Annotated in this window: 11 protein-coding genes and 1 tRNA gene; 8 read left to right on the top strand and 4 right to left on the bottom strand. The window is 48.5% G+C overall.

What is annotated here, in order from left to right:
- The first annotated feature begins 37 nt into the window (after positions 1-37).
- Together METH11B_RS30020 and METH11B_RS0119385 are read left to right on the top strand one after the other, a co-directional pair.
- A complete protein-coding gene (locus METH11B_RS30020) occupies positions 38-3034 on the top strand; it encodes a FimV/HubP family polar landmark protein (protein ID WP_155931147.1) in 2997 nt (998 codons plus the stop codon).
- A 318-nt stretch (positions 3035-3352) separates the two neighbouring features.
- Positions 3353-4855: a B12-binding domain-containing radical SAM protein gene (locus tag METH11B_RS0119385; protein ID WP_036276219.1), complete on the top strand. Its 1503-nt coding sequence runs from the start codon at positions 3353-3355 to the stop codon at positions 4853-4855.
- 70 nt (positions 4856-4925) lie between these two features.
- Here METH11B_RS0119385 and METH11B_RS0119380 read toward each other — a convergent pair whose 3' ends face one another.
- Both METH11B_RS0119380 and METH11B_RS0119375 read right to left on the bottom strand, forming a co-directional pair.
- The gene (locus METH11B_RS0119380; RefSeq protein WP_026603436.1) at positions 4926-5759 is read right to left on the bottom strand and encodes an SDR family oxidoreductase; all 834 of its coding nucleotides are present in this window, start codon (positions 5757-5759) and stop codon (positions 4926-4928) included.
- 310 nt (positions 5760-6069) lie between these two features.
- Positions 6070-6576: a hypothetical protein gene (locus METH11B_RS0119375; RefSeq protein WP_020483224.1), complete on the bottom strand. Its 507-nt coding sequence runs from the start codon at positions 6574-6576 to the stop codon at positions 6070-6072.
- An 820-nt stretch (positions 6577-7396) separates the two neighbouring features.
- Here METH11B_RS0119375 and METH11B_RS27040 point away from each other — a divergent pair.
- The 6 genes from METH11B_RS27040 (at position 7397) to METH11B_RS30195 (ending at position 11746) form a co-directional block, all read left to right on the top strand.
- Positions 7397-7804, top strand: a complete 408-nt coding sequence (locus METH11B_RS27040; protein ID WP_036276215.1) for a DUF5681 domain-containing protein — start codon at positions 7397-7399, stop codon at positions 7802-7804.
- Positions 7805-8117: 313 nt separating this feature from the next.
- Positions 8118-8558, top strand: a complete 441-nt coding sequence (locus METH11B_RS27035) for a hypothetical protein (RefSeq protein ID WP_026603434.1) — start codon at positions 8118-8120, stop codon at positions 8556-8558.
- Between the two features lie 44 nt (positions 8559-8602).
- Positions 8603-9733, top strand: coding sequence for a replication initiation factor domain-containing protein (locus METH11B_RS0119355; protein ID WP_026603433.1), 1131 nt, complete (start codon positions 8603-8605; stop codon positions 9731-9733).
- On the top strand, positions 9727-9945 hold the full coding sequence (locus tag METH11B_RS0119350; protein WP_026603432.1) for a hypothetical protein: 219 nt from the start codon (positions 9727-9729) through the stop codon (positions 9943-9945). The genes METH11B_RS0119355 and METH11B_RS0119350 overlap by 7 nt, the downstream gene beginning before the upstream one ends.
- Positions 9946-9973: 28 nt before the next feature.
- A complete protein-coding gene (locus METH11B_RS29230) occupies positions 9974-10123 on the top strand; it encodes a hypothetical protein (RefSeq protein WP_155931146.1) in 150 nt (49 codons plus the stop codon).
- A gap of 6 nt (positions 10124-10129) precedes the next feature.
- Positions 10130-11746: a recombinase family protein gene (locus METH11B_RS30195; protein WP_442919035.1), complete on the top strand. Its 1617-nt coding sequence runs from the start codon at positions 10130-10132 to the stop codon at positions 11744-11746.
- On the opposite strand, the gene METH11B_RS0119325 is transcribed toward METH11B_RS30195, so the two are convergent.
- Together METH11B_RS0119325 and METH11B_RS0119320 are read right to left on the bottom strand one after the other, a co-directional pair.
- Positions 11705-11781, bottom strand: a tRNA-Arg gene (locus tag METH11B_RS0119325). The two genes, METH11B_RS30195 and METH11B_RS0119325, sit on opposite strands and share 42 nt — an antisense overlap.
- Positions 11782-11812: 31 nt before the next feature.
- A complete protein-coding gene (locus METH11B_RS0119320; RefSeq protein ID WP_026603429.1) occupies positions 11813-12592 on the bottom strand; it encodes a flagellar brake protein in 780 nt (259 codons plus the stop codon).
- Positions 12593-12615: the final 23 nt, after the last annotated feature.

The raw sequence follows: 12615 nt of genomic DNA, 5'->3' as shown, positions 1-12615 counted from the left end.
AGTAAGTACCGAGGTATTACAAGTGAAGGAAAGCAATGTGAGCAATTTAACTAAAGCCTTAGCGGTTGTATCTTTACTGGCACCAGTCAGTGCCCAACCCTTAGGTATCGGCGAAATTGAATTACATTCTGCCCTTAACCAAAAACTCAATGCCGAAATCAGACTGAGCGTCGCGCCGGGCGAAAATCCGGCCGATGTCACGGTGAAATTGGCCCCACCGGAAAAATTCGACCAAGCCGGCGTGGTTTGGAATTATTTTCTGTCAAAGATCAAACTGGAACCGGTAGTCCAAGCAAACGGCTCCATCATCGTAAAAGTATCCTCTCGGGAAGCATTGACGGAGCCGTTTCTGGATTTCCTGTTGGAAGTGACGTGGCCGCAAGGCAGCATGATGCGCGAGTTCACATTGCTCATCGACCCGCCGACGGCTTATAACCAGCCGGTAATGCCTGTCGCGGAAACTAGCGGTTACAGCGCCGAACCCATTGAGCCATTAGAGCGCCCGGTAAGAAAACCTCGAACCGCACCAAAAAGAGCGGTACGTGCAGCCCCTACCGACGACATTACCCCACAAACACCCACCAGCGGCGAATTCGGCCCAATCCAAAAATCGGACACCTTGTGGAGTATCGCAACCCAAGTGGGTCAGGAAAAAAACATTCCTACCCAGAAAATGCTGACCGCTTTATACAGAGCCAATCCGGACGCATTTAACAACGGCAATATCAATTCCTTGAAAGAAGGCGCCACGTTAAAGATTCCTGAGCCGGATGCAATTATGAATCCGGCGCAAAGACAAGCGCAAAATGAGCGAAAAGCCACCAGTAAACAGGTCAAGCCGGAAACCGCTCAAGCCGAAACGACCAAGAAAGCGCTTGAATTGGTAGCACCCACCGAAGCCAAGGCCGCCGGAACCGGTTCGACAAAAACCGAACAAGCCGCGGCTGCCGCAGCTAACCCGGCTTTAAATAGCACTACTGATCAAGCCAGCGATGGGAAGGATTTGGAGCTACAAGCTCGCATCGAAAAACTGGAACAACAACTGGGGATGATGCAGCAATTGCTGGCCTTAAAAGATCAGCAACTGGCCACTTTACAAAATAACAAACCAGCACAGGCCGAGCCTAGCCCGCAGCCTGCGCAACCAACTCCTCAGCCGCCCGTCGTCAGCCCCGAGCCTCCAACGCCGGCCGTAACGCCCACGCCGCAACCACCGGTTTCCGAACCTGCAGTGGTGGCACCACCGACGCCCAAGCCTATTGTTCCACCCGCGCCTAAGGTTACCCCACCGCCACCTCCACCGGTTGTTGCGGAAGACGAAGGCTTATTTGGCTCGGACGCTTATTACTGGGTTGCCGGCACCTTAGGCACTGGCATTTTTGGCTTACTGGGCTGGTTACTATGGCGCAAACGTAAAATTGACGAGCGCACCAACACCGAAAGCATGTTCGCTTCGGCCAGCCAAATTCGGCTGCCCGACTCGGAAAGTAGCCTTTCCGTACCGATTATGGACATCAGCAGTACCGACGAATACGACGTCGGCACTGTAGGCGAAAGTTCGTTTATCAGCGACTTTACCCCTAGCGATTTCGATGCCTTCGATACCGATCAAAACGAAGTGGACCCCATTTCGGAAGCTGATGTTTACTTGGCTTATGGCCGATACCAGCAAGCGGAAGAACTGATCCGTCATGCGATAAGCGAACAGCCTAACCGCGACGAATGCAAACTGAAATTACTGGAAATCTATTACGCCAGTGAAAACAAAGATAGTTTTGCCAGTTATGCGCAAGAACTAGCCGATGCCGGCAAACAGGCAGATAAGCCATTCTGGAAAAAAGTCACGGACATGGCTAAAGAAATTGTCCCTGATTTAGCCTTGTTTGGCGGCAGTTTTGCCGCTACCACCGCCCCTATCAGCAAAAGCGATACTAGCGTCGGCGTAGCGAACTCCACTACGGCCGACACGGAAATTATCGATTTAGATAAAAGCTTTGCGTTGCTCGAAGACGACTTGTCGGATCTGGATATCGATAAGGATTTAGCGCTGGAGGATAACGGACTGGATTTTGATCTGGGAAGTTTCGGCGGTAGCGCCAAATCGTCGGACCAAAGCAAACAAGCCAATGTAAATATCGAAAGTATCGATTTCGATCAGCCACCTGCTTCCCAAACTGCTGCTGATACTACCGAAACCGCTGAAAATATCGCAGTTTCGAGCAACGACAACATAGAATCATTCGACTTCGACTTTGCGCTAGATACTGACTCGGAAAAATCTGAAGCGAATTCGGCTGCCTTGGAACTGGAATCTCTGGATTTCGCCAATTTTGCAGGAACAGGTGCAGATACTGCATCCGGACCGGCTGACAGCACCGAGGAATCTCCTAGTGCTCTGGACGCTTTGGAGAGTTTCGATTTTAACTTCGACATTGATAATGCCGACTCCGCAGCGACAGCCGATAAAACCAACACGGATGCAGCAAAGTCCGAGATACCAACCGATTTAGAGTCATTCGACTTTAGCGATTTCGATGACATAAAAAAGACTACTTCAGACCTGGCTGATACCAGCAAAGAAGCGTTAGCGGACGCAGACAGTTTCGATTTCGACTTCGACAGCATCACCTCCAAAGCACAAGCTGACGATAGCCTAAGCATCGAACCGGAGCTGAATTTAGAATCGCAGTTGAAGCTGGAAACATTCGATTTTTCCGATTTTGACAATATCACGCCTAAACCAGCGCAATCCTCCGACAAAGCTTTGGAAACGCCAGCGCAATCAGGCGGCGAGTTTGATTTTAACTTCGACTTCGACACGCCAATAATCAGTACCACTGACAACAACGAGTTTGAGTTGGGAGTTTCTGATTTGACCGATATGGACGAATTCGAAACCAAAATCGATTTGGCGAAAGCTTATATCGACATGGGCGATACAGAAGCTGCAAAATTGATAGCCGAAGATGTATTGTCCAAAGGCTCAAAACAACAACAGCAAGCCGCACAGGCTTTACTTGACGAACTTAAATAAGCATCCATTGCAGCCGATTTTCTGAATTATTAGCTCCCGCTTTTTGGAAAAATCGGTCGCCGTTCAGTTAATTCATAGGCCGATTAGCACAAGCGTTTTATCCCCCAGCTAGCACCGCCCTAATCAGAAATCGGCAACATAATTCACCGAGCCAAGCTGATACGGCCCAGCATTTTCACCGCAAAGCCACTTTTTTATAAATAGTTTGCAGTATCGCGTAACCTGCACTTACCAACCTGCCTAGAGCTGTTTCTGACACCAAAATTGGTGCTATGCTGGCGCATTAAACCAATCAAGACGCAATCCGCCTCATCAGATATGCCCAGCATCGTTATCACCACTCTCAACGCCCGATATATTCACACTGCTTTTGGCTTACGCTATCTCTACGCGAACATGGGCACGTTACAAACAGACACGGCTTTATTAGAATTCGGCATCCAGCAGCGTCCGATCGAAATTGTCGAAAAACTACTGCAACAACAAGCGCGGATCATCGGCCTTGGCGTTTATATCTGGAATGTGGCGGAAATCAGCGCAGTGGTAGCCATCCTGAAACAAGTCGCACCGGACATTATCATCGTGCTTGGCGGACCGGAAGTCAGTCATCCGCCGGATTTACCGAGCGTTGCCGAATTGGCGGACTATATCGTCACCGGTAACGGCGAAATAAGCTTTCCGAAATTATGCCGGCAGTTATTGTCAGGACTTAAACCAACAGAAAAAATTGTGGCCGGCGAAATGGCCGCATTGGACAACTTGGCATCGCCATATCCACACTATTCCGACACCGACATTCGTCAAAGAATTATCTACGTGGAAGCCTCGCGAGGCTGTCCATTCAAATGCGAATTTTGCCTGTCATCCCTGGATATTACTGCCAAACCGTTTAATTTAAACGGCTTTTTGCGCGAGATGGCGATTCTGTACCAGCGCGGCGCACGACATTTTAAATTCATAGACCGCACGTTTAATCTAAAAGTAGACAGCAGCGTCGCTATCCTCGAATTTTTTTTGGCACGCTTGAGCGAAGATTTATATTTGCACTTTGAAGTGATTCCGGACAATTTGCCTGCGCGTCTGCAGCAGGCCATCAGCCAATTCCCGCACGGTGTACTGCAATTTGAAGTGGGCGTACAAACCTTCGATCCGGCCATTCAACAATTGATCAGCCGCAAACAGGATAACCAAAAGACCGAAACCAATTTACGCTGGCTCCGGCAGCATTCCAACGCCCATATTCATGCCGATTTAATTGCCGGTCTGCCTGGCGACACCCTGGCCGGCTTCGGCGCCAGTTTCGATAAATTGTTTGCGCTGAATCCCCAAGAAATTCAGGTCGGGATTTTAAAACGCCTGCGCGGCGCGCCAATCAATCGACACACAGATGACTACCAGCTACGTTATGACCCACAGCCGCCCTATGCCATTCTCAGCACCCGAGATATAGGCTTTACCGACTTGCAACGTGTTACACGATTCGCTCGCTTTTGGGATTTGATCGGCAACTCCGGCCGGTTTACCGCGACCTTGCCGCTCATTGTCGCCGAACAACCGTTTACCCGATTTTTACAATTCAGCGATGCACTATACGCCTTAACGGACAGCACCTGGCAAATTGCTTTGAAGCGCTTATTCGAATTAACCTATTCGGTCATGACCGACACACTGCTTGTACCGCCCGCCGAAGCTATGGCTACATTAGACGAGGACTATCAAAGGAGCGGCGAAAAAAGTCCGCCAGCGTTCTTACAACAAGCCACAACATTGATTGCGACAAAACGTGGCGTGGCGAATAGGCGGCAAACACAACACTTATAACCTTGCTTGTGCTTGAATAACATGAAGGGGCTTAAAGGTATTGAGTTCACCCATCCGCGCCCGGCAAGGGTCACACGGTTGCATAACCGTCCCGATAGCTAGGGTACAAAAAGCGGTAACCCAAGGCCTTGAGCCTGGTGTTGCGGCAGCGTTTGTTTTGCGGGGTATCCGGAGCTACTGACAACGGTGAAGGCTGAGGACAAGCAAATTGTTCGGCCAACCAACTCATCACATCCCAAAGCGGAGCCGGCTCGTCGTCGGTCGCCAGATAACAAGGCTCTAAGGCTAAACCGGCGAGTTGTTTTTCCAGTAAAAATAGCAAAACCGCCACGCAATCCTCGGCGTGAATGCGGTTGGTATAACTGGGCGGTTGTTGCTGGACGCTCTCCCCCCGCTCAGCTCGGCGTATCAACCAATCACGACCCGGCCCGTAAATACCGGAAAAACGCACGACGCAATTACGATCACTCGCAGCCCACAACCGTTTCTCGGCCGCAGCCAGCCACCGGCTAGTGGCGCCAACTGGCTCTGCCATACTGGTTTCATCGACCCATTCACCGCAATTCTGTTCGTAAACACTGGTTGAAGATACCATCAACCAACTGGGTGATCTTTCAGCTGCCGTAAAATGCGCCAACAAATTGCTCAGACCGACATCATAGAGAGCCTGATACTCTTCGGCCAGTCGGCTACCGGGAGCCACTATAAATATCACCGCATCAAAATTGTTTGGCAAGGAAGCCAATGACGACGCCGATCTTATATCGGCAATAAAGATAGGAAACGGCGTTGGGATAGTTGGGGCGCTGCGCTTCAGCCCTGTTACCTGATGTCCCTGCTGATGCAAGCGCAAAGCCACCGGATAGCCAATATCACCACAACCGATCACTAGTATTTTTGCCATAGATTTTACCCTGGAGAATGTGCACACTGCCTATTATGGTCTGCCGCAGCAAGATAAATACTACAAAAATCCGTGTCTCGAACACATGCGTGCTGATTTCACTGCGTTCCCGATTTTTGCGAGAACGAGGAATAGGTATTTTTGGAAGTCCGCCAAAACGACTTTCCTATAGTGGGATGTATTGCCGGATTCGCTCACAGCTTTGTTTAAGCACTTCTGAACAGACCAGCCTGGAATATTCAATAGGCATAAAAAAACCGGGTGGAGTACTAGACTCCAACCGGCCTAAAAGCCCACTGATAGCTTGGGATTAAACGACCTGTTTACGACGACCTATATACAGAAAGCCCATCAATGCACTTGTCATAAACCATACAGAAGCAGGGAGAGGCACGCTAGTGACAGGGTTTTGATTAGCAGCTGCTTTCAGATCAAATCCAAACAGAAAGCTTAAGTTGTTGGTGATCACACCGGGTTTTACAAAGGTCAACAAGAACGTATTAGAAGCGCTCAGCTCGTAATTACCGGCTTCGCTAACCCAGCCGCTTGCTGTCAACAGGCCCAATTTAAAAGGGCTAGCAGAAGCAAAGCTGCCTACACCATTAAAAGTGTACACAGGTGCATCAGCAGCCAGATCAGCGGTAGCAGCGAAGATACCGAAGGTGTCACTTGAAGTAAATGGGAATGAACTGGAACCGAAGGAGATAAAATTACTATCGCCGTCAGTAGCTTCCCAAATGATACCTGCTGAGCTTGCAGTCGAAACTGCAAACAGGCAAACAGCAAGCCAAAGTTTTAAAGATAAAAGCATTTTCATGGATTGTTCCCCATTTTCACTTACGTTAACAAACGGCTATCCTTTAGCCACCTTATACTCCGAAGCCGATATCGCATAACAACATCAGCTTTAGCAGAGTTCTGTCTGCCTACAAAGAGTCTTTAACTCTCGTAAGCAGCTATTGCCGAACATTCGTTGATCGCAAGGCAATACTCAAAATGGTTAATCCCTGAAACAGAGATCAAGTTCAATAGATGAATTGATATATTCAAACGACTTTACTGAAACGAAGCTTTTTACAAAGCCATGGCAACTACTTGAATAACCTGGCTATGTAGGGCACATAGGCCCTCCGGCTTTCTCCAGAGACTTACCCATATTTAACGTCATAAACCACTTGATGGGGGCCCCGCTACCCACCACAACTCGCTCCTGACTCTACCGCGCAACGTAATGCGCCACAATCCATTGCTAAGACAGAAACGGCCCTTAAAATCTATGAAGAGTCGTGCATCTGTCGGGTAAATCGGTTGTTCAAGACTAAAAACTGCAATAGGAAATTGGATATGCGGAGATTCTACAGCCGGCAACTTAATCCTTTATTAACAAAAGATTAAGTTTTGATTAAAGCCTTCCTGACATTAAATTCATATGCCATTGATTAACACAAACTCAACGCAGCAGACGCCGGCTCTGTTTGCGGAGACCAGGGCTCGTGGGTAAGAAATATTCCAAAAATACATCACCTTGTTTATACAAGGTTCGCACATACATTCACAGGTAGGCGAAGCTAGCGTACCCCATTTTGGGACACACCTACATTAACCATAGATAGTGAAAAAAACAGAGGTCAAACAATATGCCGACTCCGAAATTTAAACCCGGTCAATCTGGGAATCCAAACGGTAGGCCCAAGAACAAAACCCCGGCGACATTGCTTAGAAAGTCGATAACCGAGGATATGCCGGAAATTGTTAAAACCTTGGTCGGGTTAGCCAAGGGCGGCGATGTGCAAGCGGCGAAGGTGTTGATTGATCGAGTCTGCCCACCACTTAGGCCGCAAGCCTTGCCGGTCAATATCGAAACCGGCGCAACTTTACCGGAAACCGGCGGCAATGTCGTTAATGCCACGTTAAACGGCAGCATTGCCCCTGACATTGGCTCGATGTTAATTAGGGCTTTAGCCGAGCAAGGCAAACTGATTGAATTGCAGGAAATGGCCGACCGCTTACAACGTCTTGAAAAACTGTTGGAGGCCAGAACATGAAGCCAGCACAAGTGAACAAGCTATATGCCAAGCTGACCCCACACGAACAAGCAGCACTCGCCGTTGAAGCTGCTTCAAGGCATGACGAAAGCGCTATAGATGCTATTTTGGCGCATGTTGAGCGTACCCCCCGCTCATGTAACACGGGGGGCTACAGATACATACCGTAAAAAATCTCCGCATCATCTAACATCTATAATCTTCCCGTCAAATTAGAAACCAATGAGCAGCCATCCACAGGAAGCGCCGCCGGGGCCCTCTAAAAGGCCCCAGAGGCGGTGTTTCCTGTGGGTGGGTGCGGCCCTTAAGGTTGATGAAAACCCTTTATGGAGTTACAGTACCCTTTCTCTTTGCCTTCTTCTATCCGAAAACCATGAAAAGCAATCCCCATTTTCAAGAAAATCTTGCCAAGTTAACACCTCGCGATTTGGAAAGAGCATCAGAACTGGAACGCATCGAACGTGAGGCCATAGCTGAGTTTCACGGTCAATTGGATGAACTTTCCGGTGCGCTTGGCATGCTGCGGATGGGCGATTATTTCGGTTGGCGTGTACTTGTTCTGATTCACAACAAGCGTACTGTTAGAAAATACGAGACCATTCTGGGAATTAAGATTCGTGAATTTTTCCCGGAAGAAGGCCCTGCTTCAGAACGATCAATTGGTTATAAGCTAGTAAAACAGATCGGTAATTTCTGGAAAGCTGTTAGTGGCGACATCAAGATTGAGCAACGGCGGGAAATCAGCGAAAACTAAAAGGGTATTGACAACCCTTAATCCCACCATTTACGATAAGGGTCATGAATAACCCTTATCACGCACTATTACAAAACCATCAGCCCCCGCCAGAGCACCAAGCTTTTCATTTGTTGCTTGCCGGCCTCGATACGGTTGAATGCGCATATTTTTTAGCACCTGGGCCGGCTTGCTCTCTCGATTTCGAACGGCTAACACTAGAAAAAGAAACCCTTCGCCAAAAAAAGAGCCGCGATCCAAAGCTGATCAATCTTGGCGACATTGAATTCATGCTCCAGCCTTACGGCAGTTCGTCCGGTTATCCCTTCGTCATATCAAATCAGGATTTCACGATTGCCTTTGGCGAATACAATACCCCTGCCTTCTTCGTTAAGTTCAGAAGCTTTGCCCTATGGCATCAAAGTGCATCCGCCTTACACCAGAGTTTTCTTAACTGGGCTCAATCGTTAGGCTTTTTCCAGCTAAGGCCGGAAAGCTTATCGCGAGTCGATTTCACCTTTGACTATGCCTTGTCTGAAATCAATTTCGACGAAAATCACTTCGTTTCCCAATCGAAAAAAGATAACCGTTTCCGCAAGGATCAACAAATTCAAACTCTGCAATTTGGCAAAGGAGATGTGGTGCTTCGAGTCTATGACAAACGCGCCGAAATTGAAGAACAAAGCCATAAGACTTGGTTTCAAGATCTGTGGAACACTGAAAGCGAAAAGGTTTGGCGTATTGAATGGCAGGTCAGAAAAGAGATTCTAAAACGGTTCAGCATCCGCAGCTTTAAGGATTTACAAGATGGCACGGGCGATATCCTTCGCTACCTGGCAAATGAACACGACAGCCTTAAAATGCCGACTACCGACAGCAACCGTGCCCGCTGGCCTTTGCATCCCTTATGGCAGGACTTGATTCAGCAGATTGGACGCTTCAACGCCCAAGGCGTTTATCGTTCAATCGATCCGCAAATGATGTTGGATGAGCGCCTAACCCGAATCGCCATCAGCATGTATGGCTATTTGAAACGCATCGCGGCAATCGATTGTGTTCAGAAAGGCAAGGAAATGATTAGCTACGAGGACGCCATTAAGCGTATTGCTCGAAAAATGGAATTGATCCACGATCCCCTAACATGGGAAACCGACGTGGAAAAACGCATCAATCAAATCAGGCTGGGCCAATGGTAACGGTTACGGTCGACGCCATCAAAAAATTGATTGATTCCCGGAAAAGCAGGGCACTGTTATTGGCGCAAACGGCGCTACCGGAACACCAGTATTTGGCGTTTCGGAGGTTATTTCTCGATGAATTCGGTAAAAGTGGTTTGGAATCGGATTTGGAAAGGCTATTCAACGAGAATTCAGAACACACCAGAAAGGCAAGGCATGGGCAGGAATAGATTATGCAAAAAAGGAGGTGTGTCATGAGTGACACCGGCTAACCTTTTTGACCTTTCCATCCAATTTAAACCAGAAACGGAGGAAGTCAATGCGGATGAGATGAAACACATCCTCGACTTTCTCCCAGATATTTATAAAGAACTGGCTCGCCAGACTGACAACGAAAATGAGGATTAATCAACGATGGCCGTTGCTCTTTATGCCCGTGTATCAACCACCCGCCAAGCTGAAAATGATCTATCCATCCCTGACCAGCTTAAACAAATGCGGGACTGGTGCAATGCCAACGGTTATTCCGTGGCACAAGAGTACATCGAGTCGGGAGCATCGGCCACCGACGACAAACGCCCGATATTTCAGCAGATGATCCGGGAGGCCACCTTATCGCCCTCGCCTTTCGAAGCTGTCATAGTCCACAGTCAATCGAGATTCTTCAGAAATTCGATTGATTTCGGATTATACGAGCGCAAGCTGAACCAAGCTGATGTGCGACTGTTCTCAATCACCCAACCGACCAGCGAAGACGCATCCGGCGACATGGTGCGGAAAATTTTCAGTGTCTTTGATGAATTCCAGAGCAAAGAAACCGGTAAACACACCGCACGCTCGATGCTGGAAAATGCCCGGCAAGGTTTTTTCAATGGTGCTCAACCACCTTTCGGCTATCGCACTATTGAAACCGAAACCATCGGCAATCGAGGTCGCAAGAAAAAACGCCTGATCATCGATGAAGCCGAAGCGGAAACAGTCAGACGCATTTTTAGGCTGTATATCCATGGCCAACAGGGCAAGCCACTCGGCATGAAATCCATTGCCACCCACTTAAATCAGCAAGGCGTCACCATGCGCGGACGTCCTTGGCGCACTCAAAAACTGCATGACCTGTTATCCGACACCCTATACATGGGCGAGTATTATTACAACCAATATGACTCAAAAAGGAGAAAGCTCAAGCCTAAAGAAGATTGGATCAAAGTCAGCGTTGATCCGATTATCGATGAATCAACCTTCGCCAAGGCACGGGGCGAGCGCGCCGAGCGCGCGCCCGGGGCCGTGGCACCAAGGTTGGTCAGTTCGCCAATCTTATTAAGCGGCCTTCTGACCTGTGCTGAATGTGGCTCTGGTATGTCTCTGATGACCGGCAAAAGTGGCAAATACCGTTATTACAAATGCACCAATCAACGGGACAAAGGCAAGAATCGTTGCAGCACGCCAAACATCCCAATGGATAAACTCGATCAATTGGTTCTGGAAGGTTTGGCAAATCGAATTTGCAAGCCGGAGCGGATCAAATCCATGCTTTCTGAACTCCAAAAGCAACGCAAACAAGCCAATGCCGAAAATGATCAGCAACTAACGGTGTTAAAAAATCAGATCAAGGGCAACGAACAAAAAACCGCCAATCTCTATCAAGCGATTGAAAACGGTCTGCCTTTTGATGACAGCACTAAAGAACGGTTGCACAAACTTAAGGCCGAACGTGAAAACCTGTTGATCGAAATATCGGCCATTCGTCGCCATCAATCGATACCAACTACCAGCATCAACCAGAACCAGATAGACGCGTTTTGCCGAGCCTTAAAAACAAGGTTGCTAGATAGAAGCTCAGGCTTTGGAAAAGGCTATCTGAAACTATTGGTGGATGAAGTCAGGATCGACGGCAAGCAAGCCATCATGCAAGGCAGCTACGAAAATCTAGCTTATGCCGTGGGCAGTTCTAAAGAAGCTAGCGAAGAGGTGCCCACTTTCATGCGTCAATGGCGTCCCGGAGACGATTCGAACGTCCGACCTGTCCCTTAGGAGGGGACCGCTCTATCCTGCTGAGCTACCGGGACCTGGGTTGCAATTTTATCACAGGGCAAAAGGCTAAGCTTTCTGTTTTCTAATCTCTACGCGTTCAAGCGAAGTGATGAAATAGGACAGCTTGGATTGGCTTTTTGAAGACAGGTTTTCGAATAGTCCGCCGATTTGCACTTTGGCTGATGCCGCCGACACCGGCTTTACAAAACGCACGGACAAATCAAAATCCATTACGTAATCTTCAAAGGTAATTTGACAGTTTTTGACGGTATCGCCGCGCTGAACCCTTGCTCTGTTGACGGGAACGGTAATACCTGCGCCGCCTCTGGATAAATCGAACAGACTACCTCCGACCGAAATACCCGTACGCTGCACAACCCCGGAAAACGGAATATCGATACTGCTTATTTCCAGACGCGGGGTGCGCCGCCGCTGGGGATAAAACACGCGATCAGGCAACGGCGCTTTATAGTAATTGATTCCTCGTGAATGACCGACTTCGATTCCAGTCAGATTAAACGATAAATGGATGCCTTTGTGAAAGGTAGAAAGTTTCAACGAGCGACTAAGCAACAAAAAATCGTTACCGTGCTTGGGCATCAGTTCGTCGAGGATAATGACCTTCTTATCCAATTTGACCGCGAGTATCGAGGAGCTAAAGTCCTCCCCCTCCACCTGGACAGTACATAGCGGCGAACTATTTTCAATTTCACCCAGCAACTTGGCAACCTTGTCGGGATCGGTAATAAAGTTGGGGTTCTCAAAACTTATTAGCTCGTCATCGTCATCTTGAGCGGGCTCCGTCGGCAACGGTTTTGAAAATAAATGCTTGAGTTTTCGCAGCATATGGGCGACCTGTCTGGTTATTC

It is taken from the genome of Methylomonas sp. 11b, from assembly GCF_000515215.1.
Lineage (GTDB): Bacteria > Pseudomonadota > Gammaproteobacteria > Methylococcales > Methylomonadaceae > Methylomonas.
Note: the sequence above shows the minus strand (reverse complement) of the source record. Positions and strands in the feature narration are given on the sequence as shown.